The following is a 19350-nucleotide window of genomic DNA, read 5'->3' on the forward strand; positions in this document are numbered from 1 at the left end:
AACCAGAACGCCAAGTTACTAACGCTCTGGTTTCAAAGTGAGTAAAAATAGATGCCGGCGACTTATTGCACGTTAATCACTACCCTGCGATAGGCATACAGATTGGGCGATCCGTTATCCCGCAGGGTTAAAATAATGTGAATATTTTTGCCGCTCGCGCCTGTGGGAATTTGCACCGTAGCATTCGCCGAGGTGTTGTTATTAATGGTTACAGAACCGTTGTACGAACTCGGCTCATCGTAGTAAGACCATGCGTAAGCCAAGCCGTTATTGTCCGGGTCGCTTGAACCTGCTGCGGTCAGTGCAACACCAGAGCCTGCGCTGGCATTGAGATAAAGCACCTGAGTTGAGGTATTGCCATTCACTACCGCGATAGGGTGATGGTTGGCATCGGCATAATTATTTTTGATGCTCCAATCCATGCGCGCCTGAAAATCATTGTCGATCGCAGGCTTCCAACGGCTAATCGCACTAGTGCCTTCAGCGGTGTTGCCAAACATTTTATAGGTGTCGTACTGTGACTCATTTGTCACTGGCGACATGCCGCGAATACCGCTTTTTTTATTGGTATCAAAACGACCACCCCAGCCACCTTGATCCACTTTTTCCGGGTCGTGCAGACCATTGGGAATCAAATGCATAAACGCTGGCGAATCGCCCTCGGTTGCATATTTGCGATTGGGATAGGCTGCGCCCAGCGCACCATGGTTTTGTACATTAGTGCTCAACCAGCTGTCGGAAGGCGCCCAACCATAAACACCGGTCGCGCGGATAAAAAATAAATCCGGGAAGTTTTTTGTCAGCCATGCGCCCGCATCGTCTTGCCCCAGCACATCATAAATACGCAACTTGCTGAGGAATTTATTGAAGTCATTGGCCGAGCGCGTATTGCGCACATCCCATACTGCTTGCGCGATAGTATTGCAGCCACCCCAGCAAGTAACCCAGAGCGGGCGCGCATCATTTTTATCGGCTGCCGCAATAATAAGATTGGAACCAGCCGTGGCTTTACCGGCGCCGACATCCCCCATGCCATAACCTCTTTGCCCCATAGTGGATACGGATTTCAAAAATTCGTATGAGGGGAAACCATCGGCATGTTTTTTCAAATTAGGTAATGCTTGGTTATAGGCATTTAATAATTTGTCGAGCGCCGCCGTTGAGGTTTGTGTTTTTTTCCAACAGCTGGTGGAAACAATTAAGCCTTCAATATCAAACAAGTTGGCCATAACCAATTGCCGCACCATAGACTGTTCATCATCCGGGTCGGCATTTAAGTCCGTGGTGTTGATGATACGAATGCGCTCGTTGCTATAAGTCGGTGTCGAGCTGGAGCTTGAGGGAGGCGTACTGGACTTGACGGAACTGCTTGCCATGGAGCTAGTCGCCATTGCGCTACTCGCTGGCGCGCCACTGCAAGAATTAGGCGTTGCGGCCGCACCAGTGACTTGCAAATAATCCATATTGGGCAAACCCTCTGCGGTGAGCGCAGACAATTGCACCGTATTATTGCCCTGCACCAAATCGACTTCGATGGATGCGATTTGCCATGCAGCCCAGCTACCGGTGGTCGGCAATTCGACTGTGTAATTACCGTTGCTGCCGCCATTGATTAACAGCGAACCATTGCGATTACTGCTGCCGCCGTTTGCAAAACGGAAACTGAGAATATAGCGACTGCTGCTGGATGCATTGATCGCCCACTTAACACCATTGCCCACTGCATTGTCGGTATTGGCAAAACCACTACCGGTAAAGCCGCCATTGTTGCTGTCAACTGTGCCGTTCACACCACAGAAGCCCGTCTGTTCTTCTTGAATGATAAAAGTGTTATTGCCTTGCGCGCTTGACGAGCTACTCGCTACGGATTTTGAACTCGGTGCAATTGAGCTTTGAGGAGTGGAACTTGCTGGCGTGGAGCTTGCTGGTGTCGAACTGGGAGCAACCGAGCTAAGGGGTTTTGAACTCGGCGCACTGGAACTTATCGCATTGCTCGATTGGCTAACAGCATTACACAGGCTACCCGTGACTACCGCCACACTGGCATTGCCGGTTCCCTGAAAACCAAAACTGGCCGACGCATTGGGCGCAAGTGTACCATTCCAATTTAATGCACTCGCGGTATAAGGGTTGGCTCCGCTGAGCGTAACATTCCATGCGCTAGTAATAGTGGCAGAATCTTTCCAGCTCACCGACCAACCGTTTACCGTTTGATTGGTATTGTTGGTCACTTTAATTTCTCCGGTAAAACCCGAGCCCCAATTGTTGGTAATGGTGTAACTACAACCTGCCCAGGAGTGACTGGAAATACTTAAAGATAAGCCCAACAGCAGCGCTGAATAGGCGATTTTTTTTGCCGAGCAAAATCGATTATTGTTCATTATAATTTCCGCTTGTTGTGAAGTGGTTTTTTACGATTGTTTGCAGTTGGTTATTTTTATACGGCTAACAATCTGCTTAGTTGGTTAAGCGTTAATATTCACTTGATGAAAATAAATACGCGCGCTGATTAAATTAAAAATGACAAAATAAATTTAAAAAACCATGAAACTCCTTTTTCATGGATAAGGGACGACCTACCTACCTAAATAATTCATCAACCAGGTCATAGCTGGGCGCGGCGTACCATTGTCTTGAATAAGGCCGGTGCCATCGCGCCAGGTTTTACCTACAACATAACCCCACAAGGTAATGCCCTTGACAGAGGAATGTTTATAGAACAGTGGGAATTGCTCCTGCATGATGCGCAATTGATCCTGATCATTAGTTTTAGCGATGTCGTATTCAGAAATATAAATCGGCACGCCCAAGGCGGCGATTTGATTTAATTTGCCAGTCAATTCTGTCAGCGAGCGGCTCTCCAATCCGTGCGCTTGCAAGCCAACAGCATCTACCACACCGGCGGCGATCACAGGTTTTGCCAAGGTGATAAATTTATCGGTATCCCAACTCAGTACGTTGTAGTCATTCAAAATAAGTATCGCGTTAGGGCAGTATTTACGCGCTAATTGAAACGAGCGAATAATCCAATTATTACCAAAGGCGTTTTGTGCATAGTTTGCTGGCGCATGTGAAGGAATTGCTTCGTTCACTACATCAATCATCGCGGTATCGGGATAGCGTGTGCAGTAATCGCGAATCCACTCTTCAATTTCTGCCGCCTGCTCAGTCGCACTCAATGAATTAATCCAACTGGGATACTGGCTGCCCCACACCAGCGTGTGCGCTTTGACCGGAATATTGTGCTGGCGAGCGTAGGCGTAAATGCGATCGGTGCCACTCCAGTCATACACATCGCGCGAGCGCTCGACCGAACCCCATTTGCCTTCATTTTCAGGGGTGATTTGATTCCAATATTTGTTGAAATCCGCACGCACTGCGCCCGACGTTGTAATGTTGCCGACAAACTTTCCTTGCGGCGCGGGCGCACTGGAAGCGCTCTTGCTCGAAGCGCTACTGCTGGCCGGAATGCTGCTTGCGGTTGTGCCGCAAGCACCGCCGCTGGTTTGCTGGCCGACAACAGTGATTGAATCGATATTGGGTAAACCTTCAGCCGTCAACGCGGAGAGTTGCACAAGGTTATTGCCCTGCACTAAATCCACTTCAATCGACGCGGTTTTCCAACTCGTCCAACTACCGGTGCTTGGCAACTCGAAGGTGAAATTACCGTTGCTACCACCATTGATGAGCAGAGAGCCATTGCGATTGTCGGTGCCGCCATTAGCAAAGCGGATGGTCAGGGTGTATCGGCTGCTGGTGGTCGCGTTAATCGCCCACTTAACCGCCTTGCCTTGGGCGTTATCGGTATTGGCAAAACCGGTGCCGGTAAAGCCGCTGTTATTGCTATCGATACTGCCATCTACACTGCAGAAACCCGCTTGCTCTTCTTGCACAACAAATGAGGAATTATTGGCTGCACTGGAAGAGCTGGCCGCTTTGGAGCTAGGTGCGATTGAGCTGGCGGGTTTTGAGCTGGGCGCCGCTGAGCTGGGCGCGATAGAACTCACGGGAGTTGAGCTGGGCGCTGCGGAACTTGTCACGGGTGTACTCGATTTACTGGTCGATGACACCGCCGCACCACAAAGGCTGCCAGTCACGGTGGCAACACTTGCATTACCCGTACCTTGAAAACCAAAACTGGCAGAGGCGTTGGGAGCCAAGGTGCCGTTCCAATTTAATGCGGTCGCGGTATAGGGATTAGAACCGGAAAGGGTCGCATTCCATGAGCTGGTAATAGTGGCAGAGTCTTTCCAGCTAACTGACCAACCATTCACGGTTTGATTGGTATTGTTGGTGACTTTAATTTCACCGGTAAAGCCTGAACCCCAATTGTTGGTGATGGCGTAACTGCAGCCTGCCCAGCTAAAAGAACTTAGCGATAAGGTAAAGCCAGCAAGAATAAGAGCAGTACTGCGCCGCGTTAAGATTGCCAATAGATTTGTTTTCATTGTCCCAAATACTCCTGGTTTTTAATGGAAGAAAAAGCCCTCACTGAATGCGCCGGCAGGGTTTAATCCTTGGCAAACAGTGCATTCAAAATGAGGGCAAGCACGTGGGAAATTACATTTTCAGATCACAGCTATTGCCGACACCGCACTTGCTGGAAAGAATTGCAGCTTTGGCTTGTGAGGCTGGCATTACGCTATAGCTGTAAGGCGGTTTAAATACACTGCCGGTTGAGTCGTTAACATTTTTGGCAGTACCTTCGTTGCCTATACCTTTCCAACCCGTGTGCGCACCACCCATGGTGAAAAATGCTGGTTTACCTGGGTTGTCATAAGTGCAACCTTCAGCGAGCAGTTGCATTTCTTTGCCGACACCATGCATATCGCCGGTGTTTTTGTGATAGTTGTTAAGCATGTGAACTTTGCCGAAGCGGCCACGCGGTTGACGTGATCCAACTAAGTCGCCCCACATACTAAACATATAGGTAATGTTTAATTTGCCACGGCTTTCCGTTTCGTCATCACTACCGGCAATCAAATTGGAAAATTTATGTTCTTTGTTGTAGGTGTAATGAAATTTACACCATGAGCAGGTAACAAAATCCCCAGAGCGAGTCACATCAAAGTTGCCATCTTGTCCATCGGCTACATCGAAGTGGTCGAACCATACATGGTGCGCACCACTGCCAATATAAACGCCGTCTGCACCCGCTCTACACTCTTCGTAACTACCGCATTGTTTGCCGCGCACCGAGATATTGCGCACGATAATGTTGTATTTATCGGAACCGCTAATATTGATATTGCCACTGATAATTACACCGGGCTTGGTACCGATAATTGTGGTGTTTGCACCTGGAGTAAGCGTGCCATCGTAAACGCCGGGTGCAACCAGCACGATTTTGCTGCTAGAGCCGCTCACCGCCGATTTCAGCGCACTCATGTTGGTTACGGTAACGGCTTTACTTAAATCAGTGCCGCCACCGGTGGTGCCGCCATTCATGCTCGCCCAACCCGGTGCCTTATCGGTGATGCTGATATAACCGGGGTTGTTATTGCTCGGCGTGCTGGAGGCTACAGATGATGAGCTTTGTGGCACTGAGCTTGGCGCAGAACTTTTGGGCGCAGAGCTAGACGAAGCCGGAGTGCTGCTTGCAGTGGTGCCGCATGAACCCGGTGTTGTGGCAGCGCCAACCAGAGTCAATGAATCCACATTAGGTAAACCTTCAGCGCTCAGCGCAGACAATTTCACATTGTTATTGCCTTGCACCAAATCCACCTCAACTGAAGCCGTTTGCCAATTAGTCCAGCTACCTGTTGTTGGCAATTCGACGGTGTAGTTGCCGTTGCTGCCGCCATTAATCACCAGCGAGCCATTGCGGGCACTGCTGCCACCATTGGCAAAACGGAATACCAGTGTGTAGCGCGAACTGTTCGATGCATTCACCGCCCAGGTGATCGCCGCGCCTTGGGTGTTGTCGGTATTGGCAAAACCACTGCCGGTATAACCGCTATTGTCACTATCGATAGTGCCATTAACAGCGCAGAAACCATTCTGGTCTTCCTGCAGAATCAAAGACGTGTTGGTCGCTGCAGAGCTGGCGGCTTTGGAACTAGGTGCAACCGAACTTGCCGGTGTTGAACTAACCACAACCGAACTGGCCGCTTTAGAGCTTGGCGCTGCAGAACTGACTGGTGTACTGGATTTGCTGCTGGATGGCACCGCCGCACCACAGAGGCTGCCGGTTACAGTTGCAACACTCGCATTGCCCGTACCTTGAAAACCAAAACTGGCAGAGGCATTAGGAGCCAAAGTGCCATTCCAACTTAATGCAGTTGCGGTATAGGGGTTTGAACCAGTGAGCGTCGCATTCCATGAGCTGGTGATAGTCGCAGCATCTTTCCAACTCACAGTCCAGCCATTTACCGTTTGATTGGTATTGTTGGTGACCTTAATTTCACCGGTAAAGCCTGAGCCCCAATTGTTAGTGATGGTGTAGCTGCAATCGGCCCAAGAGGGAGTGGAATTTGCTAGCGATAACCCAGCAATAATGAATGAACATATCGCGCGAACTATTAATTTGAGCTGATGCATAATTTTTACACTCGTAATGAAGTGACTGAAAGGATGAATACTTATTTGAATTTAATTGCCGCATGTTTTTACTTTGCTATACGGACGTTTTAGTACTGCTTGGATTTTATTTTGTGATGAAAAAACAGAGCCGTTGAAACAAGCCCCGATAAAATTACCGGGGTTTGTTGTAAAAGGATTAGATAAGGCTGTTGATATACTTCTCTAACATGGTGTAACCCACGCCATCCTTTTTGTTTCTATCGCTTGCATCGCTGGGGTTCAGGCCGTTGGCATTTTCCCAATCGTCAGGCATACCATCTTTGTCGCTGTCTTGTGGTGCTGTGCCGTCTTTCAGTGATGGCCAGCCACCCACTTCTTGCTGCGATTCGATGATGCCATTTTTTCCGTAAGTGGCCGTGCCATTGCGCACTTCTTCGATGATGCGTAAATCCACCGAGTCGCGCACTTTGGAGGCACCGGCTTTCGCCAGAACCGATAGGTAAGCCTGCTCTGCCGTTTCTTGCTTGATCGACATAGACGGCCAGGGTTTGGTCAACTTCGCAGCGGCAACAGCAGGCTGTACACCGCCATCCCAGTTATCTGCAGTTACTCTGGCGTTGCCGACCACGTAATTATCAGCCACATAAAAATGGCCGTAGTCTGCATCGCCATTGCGGGTGGTTGGGTTCAGGATACGGCTGCGCACCGCGTTTGCAGTTGCTGGGCCCGGTTTGTAGTAGTTAGCCACCATGTTGATGTTAGAGAAGTTGAAGTTGGCATTGCCCACTTGTTGCTGCTCACCACCATAGGCGCTGTTGTAACCCCAGTTGTAAATAACGTTGTTGCGATAATCCACATTGCCGCCACCCGAGGCAAAACGAATCGCGCGGCTCACGTTGTGGGCGATGAGGTTGTGATGATGACTGCTGTAAGGTGAGCCCCAGATACCGGCAAAACCATGATCGCCGCCACGGTTGAGGGTTTCGGTAATCATGCTCCACTGAATGGTGACGTTTTCGCCGTGGTAAATCGACATGGATTCGTCATCACCCCAACTGGCGGAAATGTGATCCAAAATAATGTTTTTGCGATAGCGCATAGAAACCGCATCAGCATCATTTTTTAACAGATCGCCGTAACGTGAGCGAATATAACGAATGATCACATTGTCGGCGTTGATCACTAATGGATAACGCTTCAGCGTAATGCCATCGCCCGGTGCAGTTTGACCGGCAATGGTGATGTTGGGGTTGCTGATGGTCAGGTTACTTTTTAAATCGATAGTGCCCGCGACACGAAACACAATAGTTCTCGCACCTGAAGCTGAAATAGCCGCACGCAAGCTGCCCGCGCCTGAGTCATTCAGATTAGTCACTTCGTAAACCGCGCCACCACGGCCACCAGTGGTGTGTTTGCCGTAACCTTCCGCGGTTGGAAAGGCGAACAACTCAGTGACGGTTGCACTACTACTGGAAGAGCTGCTCACACTCGGCGTTGAACTTTTAGGCGTTGAACTGGCAGCCACACTACTAACCGCCGGTGCACTGCTAAGCGCAACCGAGGAGCTGCTTACTGCGGGCTTGCTGCTGGAACTACTCGAACTACTTGCGACCGCACCGCAAATACCTGCGCCTGTTTTCGCTCCCAGAATACTGAGCGAGTCTATATTGGGCAAACCATCGGCCGTCAACGCGGTTAACTGCAGGTTGTTATTACCCTGGATTAAATCTACCTCAATAGAGACCGTTTGCCAGTTGGTCCAACTGCCGGTTGCGGGTAAGTTCAAGGTGTAACTACCGTTACTGCCACCGTTGAGCAGTAAAGTGCCCGCACGGTTGCCACTGCCACCATTGGCGTAGCGGAAATTTAATGTGTAAAGGCTGCTACTCGTGGCATCTGCCGCCCACTTGATTGCAGCGCCAGTTGCGTTGGCTGTGTTGGCAAAACCATTGCCAGTGAAACCCGCATTGTTACTGTCAATGGTGCCATCAACGCTGCAAAAGCCAGCCTCACCTTCTTGTAGTACATAGGTGAATGTACTGGGCACACTGGCAGAGCTAACAGCTGTGGAACTCGGTGCAATTGAGCTGGCTGGTTTTGAGCTGGCCGCAATGGAACTAGGTGCGACTGAGCTGGGCGCTGCTGAGCTCGCCAGTACGCTGGATTTGCTTGAAGCAACCGCAGTATCACAGAGACTACCACTCAGCGTTGCGACACTTGCACTGCCCGTGCCTTGAATACCAAAACTGGCAGACGCATTGGGCGCAAGGGTGCCATTCCAACTTAATGGCATAGCGGTATAGGGGTTGGAGCCACTGAGCGTCGCATTCCATGAGCTGGTGATAGTCGCAGAATCTTTCCAACTTACCGACCAGCCATTCACCGTTTGATTGGTATTGTTGGTGACCTTAATTTCACCGGTAAAGCCAGAGCCCCAATTGTTAGTGATGGTGTAGCTGCAATCGGCCCAAGCAAAAGACGAAACCGCTAGGGCCAAGTTGGCAAGCAGCAGGGAGCACCCCCTTCTTTTTATCAACTTATAGTGTTTGTTGTTCATAATATTTATGACTCGCTAAATTTTGAATAATAGGAGCCGAGCATTTGCTATGGCATGCAAATGACTACAGCAAGATTTTGGATGTTGAGCGAAATGACAATGCCGTCAAATTGCTAAAAAACCCTGTGTTTATGTTTAATACTTGAGGCGATTAAAGTTGCAATGCGCATTTTTTAAAATGCTGCTCGGGGTGAATATTTGTTGTTGTTATTTTTATTTTATGTTTAACCAGGCAAATAGAGAGTAATCCGTTTTAAAGCGCTTAACTTCCTGAAAATCTGTAAAAACTCACGGAATACTAAGATGTGTGCTGATGTACTGTGAACCTGCCGACAAAAAGGCAAACTTAATTAACGGTACTAAGCGGCGAGGTGGTTTTCGCTGAAGAACAGGATGAGAGAATATGGGTCGAGATTTGTGGGCAAGCGCCTAAATATCTAAAGTAAGTTTCGGGATACGGTAACTAGCAATCAAGTCGAGCCATTGAGCAAGAACTGTTTTGTTCTGTTAAGAATCCCAAAAACCTAAGGATACCGGCAGTATTCAGTGAAATGGCGGAAGAAAAACTACGGTAGTAGGCTAAGCTAATAAAAGATTTTTTGGCGATTCACTAGTCCCTTGGGTCTGCTTCGGCAGGCCTTTTTAATTTTCCAGGTTGAATCCTTCACCGACTTGTCTGCAAGCAATGCAGGGGTATTTATCATGGCAAGCTTCACTCGAGGCGCAATTCTTAAGTGCGCATTTAATCGCTGGTTATTAACTGGCTGTTTTTGGCGTAATTTGTTGTTAAGTAGCTTATTAATGAACTCGGTGCTACCTGTATTGGCGGCTGAGACCCAGCTTGAGCGCATGATTGTACTGACCGACATTGAAGCCGACCCGGATGATGCGCAAACGCTGGTGCGCTTGATGCTCTACGCCAATCAGATCGATATTAAAGGCTTGGTTGCCACTACCTCGGTGCACCAAAAAACTCGTATAGCGCCAGAATCGATTCACAAAATCATTAGCGCCTATGGCAAGGTGCAAAAAAATCTAAACCGCCACGAGCGAGGTTATCCCACTGAAAAAACACTGCACGCTTTGGTAAAAGCCGGTGCGCCTGTGTATGGAATGGCCGGTGTGGGCGATGGAAAAGACACTGAAGGTTCCGACTGGATTATCAAGGTGTTGCGCGAGCCGGATACGCGCCCGCTGTGGATTTCAGTCTGGGGTGGCGCCAATACCCTGGCGCAGGCGCTATATAAACTAAAAGCCACAACATCACCGGAAGAGTTGGCTGATTTAGTAGCGAAACTACGCGTCTATAGCATTAGCGATCAGGACGACACCGGCTTTTGGCTCCGCAAAGAATTTCCGCAGTTATTTTATATCGTCAGCCCCGGCGGCTATGGCGCCGCCACCTGGATTGGTATGAATCAAGTTGTAGACGGAATTGATAACTCCAGCATCAGTAATCGCTGGTTGGCAAAACATATCCAACAGAATCATGGCCCGTTAGGTGCGGCTTATCCCGATGTTGCCTATGGTATGGAGGGCGATACTCCAGCATGGTTGAATTTAATCCCTACTGGTTTGCGCTCGGCGGAAAACCCTCGTTGGGGCGGTTGGGGTGGACGCTATGAATTGTATATTCCCAAACGCGCCGATACCGACCCCAAAGGTTTTAATGGTGGCATTCCGATAGAGCAAGAGACTCGCCCCATTTGGACTAATGCGGTAGATACCTACACGCCATCGATAGTGGGCGATTATGGCCGCGCGATGCGCAAGGGTGAAAAATCTTTTACCGATTACCGCACCAGCATTTGGCGTTGGCGCGATGAGTTTCAAGCCGATTTTGCCGCGCGCATGGAATGGACGATAAAAAATTATGCTGATGCGAATCACCCGCCCAAGGTCGCGTTTACTCATGAAAAAAATATTCGCGTTAAGTCCGGCCAGTATTTTTCACTCGATGCCAGCGCATCAACTGATCCCGATGGCGACAGCCTGAGTTACTACTGGTTTGCCTACCCGGAAGCGAGTGGTTTTAGGGGTGAGATTAAGCTGGATACAGAAAATCTGGCGCGCATCAATATGCAAACATCTAAGGTCAACAAAGAGGAAACCTTGCATGTAATTGTACGAGTTACCGATAAAGGCAAGCCAGCCTTGTCGCGTTATAAGCGAATTATTGTGACTTTAACACCATAACAAATCTTGGGGATCTCTGGAAATTTCTCCATTGTTTGACAAAGTAGTGAACTCTAAATATGCCAACAAAAACCGTAAACCGATTAACCTTTTCTCAATAGCGTTGACCGACAGAGTTGTGGGCAATTTTTTGAGCTTTTTTATTTTCGATAGAATTTCGAAAAGGCCAATATTTTCAGAAATCATCTAAGATGAATTTTTTCTGGGCAGAGCGGTGGCTGAATCGTAATGTTCGCTTTTGGTTAGTGTCGCATGGCGTTATCTACTTCCGCTTTTGGCCGATAGCGGAAGTTCGATTGCTTTTTAGGAAAGGCGCAAGGATCAGTGCTTTCTTGATCTTTATCCTCAAGGCTAGTTTAGCGCCTAGACAATATTTTCCGTATCGCAAAAAAATATTTTACGCTCCCAGTTCCCTGTAAAGTTAGACAAACAAAGACTTGTAACCCACAATCGCCACACCAAAAACCTCTCGATGTTCCAGCAGGAAATAAAAGCACATGTTTGATTTGATGTTATTTACCGATGGCAGCGTTGATACTAAAACGCACATAGGTTTTGGGGCTTACCTTGCCATTGAAAACATAGGCATTCCTGCTGCCGATGTAGTGGCTAAGGTGAAAACCAAACAGTTTGACAATACCTCATCGACACCATTGGAATTACAGACCTTGTTGTGGGCTTTGGATGATGCGCAGTTGTTGAACGCAGAAAAATTAATGCAGGTTGTTGTTTACAGTGATTCGCAAAACATTGTGAACTTGCTGGCGCGGCGCAGCCGCCTTGAGCTGCGAGATTTTTATGCGAACAACGGCGCGCGCCTTAGACATGCAGCGCTTTACCAAGAGTTTTTTACGGCGATGGATCAGTGCGCGTGCACGATTATAAATCTGCAGGGGCACAAGCCCCTACATGCTAAAAGCAGTATCGATCTTATATTTTCGTTGGTGGATAAGGCGTCGCGATCTGCCTTGCGCCAGTTTAATCGTCAAACTTCTTATGAGCCGCTGAGCGCAACTCAGTGAGATAACGCAAAACAGAAAAATTAGCGGCAATCATTTCAATAAAAAATCGCACGATTGATTGCAGTTAGGTTCACTGCAATCAATCGTGCGTGTATGTTATTCCCGTTTTAAACGCAGCGCGTTGCCGATGACAGAGGCGGAGCTAAGGCTCATGGCCACTGCGGCAATCATAGGCGACAGCAACCAGCCAGTCCAAGGGTAGAGCACCCCCGCCGCAATGGGTATGCCTAAACCGTTGTAGAGAAAGGCGAACATTAAATTTTGTTTCATGTTGCCCACAGTCGCTTCCGACAGAAACCGCGCTACAGCAATACCGCGCAAGTCGCCTTTTACCAAGGTGACTTGCGCGCTGTTCATAGCGACGTCTGTGCCGGTGCCCATGGCAATACCGACATCGGCTTTGGCCAAGGCGGGAGCATCGTTAATGCCATCGCCCGCCATGGCGACCACCCTACCCTCTGCTTGTAAGCGTTCAACCAAACGCAATTTATCTTCTGGTTTCACTTCGCCGTGCACCTCATCAATACCTAAACGGGCGGCTACCGCTTTGGCGGTTGTTATGCCGTCGCCCGTCGCCATGATAATGCGCATACCGGCGGCTTTTAGGGTGGCCAAGGCTTCGGGGGTGCTGGCTTTTACGGGATCGGATACCGCGAGCAAACCTGCGAGTTTTCCATCAACAGCCAGGTAGATGACACTGGCACCTTCCGTGCGCAAGGCTTCAGCGTCTGATACTAACGGCGCGACACTGACTTGCTGCTGTTCCATCATTACCGTGTTGCCCAGCGCGAGTTTGCGCCCTGCAACAACACCTTTAACACCAATGCCTGAGCCTGAGTCGAATTGCTCTGCTTGTTCCAGTGTGAGATTGCGCTCGCGCGCGGCGCGGACAATGGCGTCGGCTAGCGGATGTTCGCTGCCCTGATCGAGGCTTGCAGCAAGGTGTAATACCTCTTCTTCCGTGAAGCTAGCAGCGGGCACCGCGCGCTCAAAGGCTGGGCGGCCTTCGGTGAGCGTGCCCGTTTTGTCGATGATGAGTGTGTCTATTTTGCGAAAGTTTTCGATGGCGGCAGCATCGCGAAACAGCACGCCCTGCGTGGCGCCGCGCCCAGTGGCAACCATGATCGACATAGGGGTAGCCAAACCGAGTGCGCAGGGGCAGGCGATGATCAATACGGCTACCGCATTGATTAAGCCGAACACCCAGCTTGGCGCAGGCCCAAATAGCCCCCACGCAAAAAAGGTGAGCACAGCCACGGAGACCACGGCCACCACAAAATAACCGGCGACTGAATCGGCCATGCGCTGTAGCGGCGCTTTAGAGCGCTGCGCTTGCGCCACCATTTGAACAATTTGGGCCAGCATGGTGGCGGAGCCTACGCGCTCGGATTCGATGGTTAGCGCGCCGCTAGTATTGAGCGTTGCGCCTATCACTTTGTCGCGCGCGCGCTTCATTACTGGCAGGGGTTCTCCGGTCAGCATGGATTCATCCACCGCACTGCTGCCCTCAAGAACAATGCCATCGACCGGCACCTTTTCGCCTGGGCGAACCCGCAACTTATCGCCGATATGAACATGAGTTAAAGGCACGTCCTCTTCGGTGCCATCTGCGCGAATACGACGCGCAGTTTTGGGCGCTAAGCCGAGCAGGGATTTAATCGCTGCTGAGGTTTGAGAGCGCGCTTTTAATTCCAATAACTGACCCACTAGCGTTAGCGAAATGATCACGGCGGCGGCTTCAAAATAGACAGAAACACGGCCCATAGAAACAAAGGCCTCAGGAAATACACTGGGCGCTATGGTGGCTATCACACTGTAAATAAACGCAGAGCCTGTGCCCACACTGATTAAGGTCCACATGTTGGGGCTGCGGTTAATAAGTGACTGCCAACCGCGCACAAAAAACGGCGCGCCAGCCCACAACACAACAGGCAGGGTAAAAACCATTTCAATCCAGGTTTGGGTAAGCGGATCAAACAACTGAAGCTGATGACCAAACATGGCCAACACAAACACAACCAGGGTGAAAGGCAAGGTCCACCAAAAACGACGCGTGAAATCGACCAGTTCGGGGCTTTCTTCGTCATCAAGTTCCGGTAGGAGCGGCTCTAACGCCATGCCACATTTAGGGCAACTGCCGGGCTGGCTCTGCTGAATTTCTGGATGCATCGGGCAGGTATAAATCGCGCCAGCTATAGCCTCAACTGGCTTATTGCTCTCGGCATTGTTCGTTGACTTATGCGTACTACAGCAGCTTGCGTGGCCGGAGTGCTTATCGCTCTCGACGGGTGTTTTTACACCGCTGTATTGTGTGGGTGCGGCGCTGAACGCCGTTTTACAATGTGCACTGCAAAAATAATAAGGGCTACCCTCATATACAACCTGATGGGCTGACTGCGCGGTTACCGACATGCCACAGACTGGGTCTTTTAATTCAGCCGGTAGTGCTTCTGGAGACGATTCATTTGATTGATTCGAATGCGTGTGTTGACGTTCCATGGATTACCCCGTAATAGGTTGCTGACAAAGTCGCGCGATGGACAGGATACGCTTTAGGTTTAAATAGAGTCTGTGCTGTATCAAACCTAGATCGAGTATTCGACCGTTTTACACGTCATGCATTATGACGTCATGCGAAGTGCGGTAGCTCACTGATTTCACACCAGTGAGCTACCACGCTTTATTTATGCCGTAACTGGTATGCGTTTAATGATTTGCGCTTGAAGCGGCTTTACTCTTAGCCATAGTTTTCATTTTTTTGTGCGCCATAGCGTCCATTTGTTCGTGATCCATATCGTTTATTTTTTGATGATCCATGGCTTTCATCTTTTTTTCTTCCATTTTTTTGCTATCCATCGCGTCCATTTTTTTGTGATCCATGGCTTTCATTTTCTTGCTCTCCATCGCGTCCTTCTTATCCTGAGCCATGCCTTTCATCTTCTCGTGGTCCATTCCTTCCATTCCTTTGTGTGAGTCAACATGGTCAGATTTAGTGCTGCACTTTCTCATCATGGCCTGCATCACAGGATCATTCATGTCCATTTTGGCGTGATCCATGTTTTTCATAGCCGCGCAATCTGGGGCTTCGGCGGTTTTGGCATGCTCTGCTGGGTCATGGGCAAATGCGGGTGCGATCAACAATAAACCGGAGATAGTAATGGCGCAGCTCAATAGTGATTTTTTCATGGTTAATTCCTCAGTGATTGGATTAAAACAATTAAGGTAAAAACAGCTAGCGTTAAAACCAGGCGCGGATACCCGCGACTAGCTGGGTGTCACTGGTAAGCTCGCCGTGAGCGCGCTTAAAATCGGCGCTATTGCCGAAATTCTTGTTCCAATTAACACCGATATAAGGCGCAAATTCGCGCCGAATTTCATAGCGTAAACGCAATCCTGCTTGCGCATCAGACAGACCTGAACCGCTGAGCCTTTCGATGTCATTTTGGCCGTAGAAATTTAGCGTGAGTTCCGGCGCGAGCACCAGCTTTTGGGTGAGCATCAGCTCGTACTCTGCCGATAAACGCGCGGCGGTAGCGCCCGAGTCACCGATAAAAAGGGCGGCGTCTATTTCGAAAAAATAAGGCGCTAAACCTTGGATGCCAATGACCCCCCATTCACGTTCAGGCTCGGGCTTTACATCGGCGCGAACACCGACTTGGACATCCCAAAAGGGCGCTATGGCGCGGCTGTAAAGCGCTTGAATTTCTGTCTCTTCGATGGCGCCATCGACCTGTTCCACATCCGCTTTAATCCATAACTTGTGCAGATCTTTGCCAACCCAGGCTTGGGCTTCAAGCACGTAGGGATCAGTACCATCAGCCGCGCGCCATTCCAGCTGGTCAATCATCACTTTAGTGAGCAGCGGGTCATCGCCTTCATGGGCGAGAGTTTGGGGGCTGTGCGCTAGCGCGGCCGAGATGAGCACTAGCGCAAGTGTTGGTGATGTTTTTTTCATAGTTATGCTCCTATAACGCGAACTTCACGCATCATGCCGAGCATGTGGTAAAGCAGGTGGCAGTGGTAGGCCCAGCGGCCCAATGCATCGGCGGTCACCAAATAACTAATGCGTGAACCCGGCTGAACCAGAATGGTGTGTTTACGTGGAATGTATTCGGCGCAGCCGGTTTCCAACTCGCTCCACATGCCATGCAAGTGGATGGGATGCGTCATCATGGTGTCGTTGACCAGAATGATCCTGACGCGCTCGCCGTAGGTGAGCTCTAAGGGCGCGGCATCGGCAAAATTGACCCCATTCACCGACCACATATAGCGGCTCATATTGCCGGTTAAATGCAGTTCGATTTCGCGCGATGGCTCACGTTTATCGCGGGTGGGCTGCAGGCCGCGAATATCGGCATAGGTCAACACACGCCGACCATGCAATTTTTGATGATTGCGCAGGCCTACACCTGGGTCACTTAGCCCACTTTGCGGCGCTTCTGAGCGAGCATCCACATGAGGGCCAAACTCTGTATCCCTGTGTGTAATCTTGGCCAAGGGATCAAAGTTGCTACCGAAACCCGCTTTGGCAAGTTTGGACTTGTGCTCCATGCCTTCCATTGCGCTCATGTCGTGATTGCTGTGATCCATGCCCTTCATTTTGCTCATGTCATGCTTACTGTGATCCATGCCTTCCATCGCGCCCATGTCGTGGCCGCTGTGGTCCATGCCCTTCATTTTGCTCATGTCATGCTTACTGTGATCCATGCCCTCCATCTTGCTCATGTCATGGCCACCATGATCCATGCCAGACATACCGCCCATGTCATGGCCACCGTGATCCATGCCCTCCATCGCGCCCATGTCATGGCCGCTGTGATCCATGCCAGCCATATCCATGCCCATTTCTCGATGCCCAAGAGTTGGAGCTGAATCCATCGCAGGTACTGCGGCAGACAATGCAATATCCGTCGTTAAGGTGCCGCGCGCATAGCCAGTGCGATCAATACTTTGCGCGAATAGCGTGTAGGCGCTATCGGCCTCTGGCTCCACAATCACATCGTAGGTTTCAGCCACGCCCATGCGGAATTCATCTACGTTAACGGGCTGAATATTCTGCCCATCGGCGGCGACTACAGTCATTTTTAAGCCGGGAATGCGCACATCAAAAATGGTCATGGCAGCGCCATTGATAAAGCGCACGCGCACTTTTTCACCGGCTTTACACAAGCCAAGCCAGCCCTGATCGGGGGTGACGCCATTCATCAAGTAGGTGTAGGCGTAGCCGGTCACATCGGCGATGTCGGTTTCGCTCATGCGCATTTGGTTCCACATGGCGCGCTCTCTCCATGTTGCTGCAAAGCCTTTATGTTTCAAGTCATGCCATAAGTCACCGACCGTGCGCTCGCGGAAGTTGTAGTAGTGGCTCATTTTTTTCAGCTTGCCGTAAACTTTTTCCGGCGCGGTATCCGTCCAGTCGGATAAGAGCACCACTAGGTCTCGGTCATAAGCCACGGGGTCGGGGTCTTTGGGGTCAATCACAATCGCCCCCATCAGCCCGGTTTGCTCCTGAAAGCCGGAGTGGCTGTGGTACCAGTAGGTGCCGCTTTGCTGCACATCGAATTCATACACAAAGGTTTCACCGGGCTTAATGCCGTCAAAACTCATGCCCGGTACGCCATCCATTTCCGAGGGCAGAATCATGCCGTGCCAGTGAATGGAGCTGTCGTGATCGAGTGTATTGGTGACGCGCAGGGTCACGCGCTCGCCTTCTTTCCAGCGCAATACCGGCGCGGGCAGGCTTTGGTTGACGGTGGTGGCAATGCGCTGTCTGCCGGTGAAATTGACCTTTTGATAGCCAATAGTCAGGTCAAACTCGGTACCGCGCAGTGTGTGCGGGCCGCTATTTACGCTTGGCAGGTGAGTGGGCTGTGAGCTTGTGGAGGCTGAACTGGCTGCGGCCTTGGCGAGGCCATGTGCAGCGGTAGGCAGCGCCGTGAATGCCAAGAGCGACGACGCCCCCAGCACAAAACGCCGCCGCGATTGTCCCTGAGGAGCAGATAACTCATGCATATTCGCTGCCGTTATAGGTGTTAAATCGCGCTCTGCAGATGCTAAGTCTGTAAATTGACTTATCCCATTGATGCGGGTACTGGGGGTTTTCATAGCCAAGCCTCCTGAGTGAGATTGTGTTGAAATGGTCGCAGTGATAGCGGAACAAACTGCACTGACGAAAGAGCAATGGAAGTAAAAACAGAAGAAACAATAAGCGCAGATGACGTCATTTTATTTGCCAAATCGCAGAAAAAAGACGACTGAACATGCCAAGGGCACGCGTGAAAAAGTGGGGAATACATGGATGCTCCCTAACAATCTAACGATTGCTAAACATCAGTTAAGAACTAGGAGCAATAGGAGGCTCCCGTTAATACACCAGCAGACTTATGCGCCAAATTTTAGGCGTAGTAGTCCCGTATTAAAGGGAAATGGGTGGGCGATAAAGGCTAGAGATCAGGGGTTTTGGCAAGTTAAAACTATATGAATCGGCAATCGCCTTAGTTTCAAGTAAGGCGTCGACAAATAAACTGCTGCCTATAGCGGGCAATGAGCAACCGCTAGAGGAACAGTGCCCCATAGTTTTACAGCAGTCATGGGTGTGCGACGTTTTGGGTGATTTATCTGTTTTTGATGCCTTATCTGGCGCCGTCATATGACTCATATCGTGATGCATTCCCATCATCGAATGATCCATTGCCGTCATATCATGAGCACTTGTGGCCGATGTTTCCATCATTTGGCAGGGCATAGCAACTACCACCAGCGACTGGCCCACAAAGACCAGTACTAGCAACAGGCTTAACCAAAATGACGGACGCTGTGTTTTGTTCATTTGCTCAATGTATAAAAAATGACTAAAAGAGACTAATTCAAATGTATCGAGTACGTCCAGCGGTATATTGATCTATCAAATATCAACCAGCATGGTTTTATCTATGCATTTGGGCGCAGCCGACTCAGCGCACTTGGGTGTTCGCCTGATCTGCACGCACTCATCATCCGCTCAAACATGGCCCTGAATGCATAAAAAAAGACGACAAATTTGTCGCCTTTTTT

Annotated in this window: 11 protein-coding genes; 2 read left to right on the plus strand and 9 right to left on the minus strand. The window is 49.9% G+C overall.

The window, feature by feature from the left end:
- Positions 1 to 62 precede the first annotated feature (62 nt).
- The 4 genes from AC0KUT_RS17025 to AC0KUT_RS17040 form a co-directional block, all read right to left on the minus strand.
- On the minus strand, positions 63 to 2381 hold the full coding sequence (locus AC0KUT_RS17025) for a nucleoside hydrolase-like domain-containing protein (protein WP_488831605.1): 2319 nt from the start codon (positions 2379 to 2381) through the stop codon (positions 63 to 65).
- A 195-nt stretch (positions 2382 to 2576) separates the two neighbouring features.
- On the minus strand, positions 2577 to 4448 hold the full coding sequence (locus AC0KUT_RS17030; RefSeq protein WP_488831606.1) for an endo-1,4-beta-xylanase: 1872 nt from the start codon (positions 4446 to 4448) through the stop codon (positions 2577 to 2579).
- A 112-nt stretch (positions 4449 to 4560) separates the two neighbouring features.
- A complete protein-coding gene (locus AC0KUT_RS17035; RefSeq protein ID WP_488831607.1) occupies positions 4561 to 6540 on the minus strand; it encodes a cellulose binding domain-containing protein in 1980 nt (659 codons plus the stop codon).
- Between the two features lie 178 nt (positions 6541 to 6718).
- Positions 6719 to 9079 carry a cellulose binding domain-containing protein gene (locus AC0KUT_RS17040; protein ID WP_488831608.1) on the minus strand — a complete coding sequence of 787 codons (2361 nt, stop codon included), beginning with the start codon at positions 9077 to 9079 and terminating at the stop codon, positions 6719 to 6721.
- A gap of 702 nt (positions 9080 to 9781) precedes the next feature.
- Between AC0KUT_RS17040 and AC0KUT_RS17045 the strand changes: the two genes are divergently transcribed.
- Together AC0KUT_RS17045 and AC0KUT_RS17050 are read left to right on the plus strand one after the other, a co-directional pair.
- Positions 9782 to 11275 carry a nucleoside hydrolase-like domain-containing protein gene (locus AC0KUT_RS17045; RefSeq protein ID WP_488831609.1) on the plus strand — a complete coding sequence of 498 codons (1494 nt, stop codon included), beginning with the start codon at positions 9782 to 9784 and terminating at the stop codon, positions 11273 to 11275.
- 497 nt (positions 11276 to 11772) lie between these two features.
- The gene (locus AC0KUT_RS17050) at positions 11773 to 12297 is read left to right on the plus strand and encodes an RNase H family protein (RefSeq protein WP_488831610.1); all 525 of its coding nucleotides are present in this window, start codon (positions 11773 to 11775) and stop codon (positions 12295 to 12297) included.
- A 96-nt stretch (positions 12298 to 12393) separates the two neighbouring features.
- Here the strand turns inward: AC0KUT_RS17050 and AC0KUT_RS17055 are convergent, their stop codons facing one another.
- The 5 genes from AC0KUT_RS17055 to AC0KUT_RS17075 all read right to left on the minus strand — a co-directional run bounded on the left by AC0KUT_RS17055 (position 12394) and on the right by AC0KUT_RS17075 (position 19126).
- On the minus strand, positions 12394 to 14796 hold the full coding sequence (locus AC0KUT_RS17055; protein ID WP_488831611.1) for a heavy metal translocating P-type ATPase: 2403 nt from the start codon (positions 14794 to 14796) through the stop codon (positions 12394 to 12396).
- 207 nt (positions 14797 to 15003) lie between these two features.
- Positions 15004 to 15483 (minus strand): hypothetical protein, encoded by a 480-nt coding sequence (locus tag AC0KUT_RS17060; RefSeq protein WP_488831612.1) that lies wholly within the window; start codon positions 15481 to 15483, stop codon positions 15004 to 15006.
- Positions 15484 to 15535: 52 nt separating this feature from the next.
- Entirely contained in the window at positions 15536 to 16252 is a 717-nt protein-coding gene (locus tag AC0KUT_RS17065; protein ID WP_488831613.1) for a copper resistance protein B, read from the minus strand.
- Positions 16253 to 16254: 2 nt separating this feature from the next.
- Positions 16255 to 18402 (minus strand): copper resistance system multicopper oxidase, encoded by a 2148-nt coding sequence (locus AC0KUT_RS17070; RefSeq protein ID WP_488831614.1) that lies wholly within the window; start codon positions 18400 to 18402, stop codon positions 16255 to 16257.
- Between the two features lie 310 nt (positions 18403 to 18712).
- Positions 18713 to 19126, minus strand: a complete 414-nt coding sequence (locus AC0KUT_RS17075) for a CopL family metal-binding regulatory protein (RefSeq protein WP_488831615.1) — start codon at positions 19124 to 19126, stop codon at positions 18713 to 18715.
- Positions 19127 to 19350 lie beyond the last annotated feature (224 nt).

It is taken from the genome of Cellvibrio sp. 25HG11W-0 (assembly GCF_057815475.1).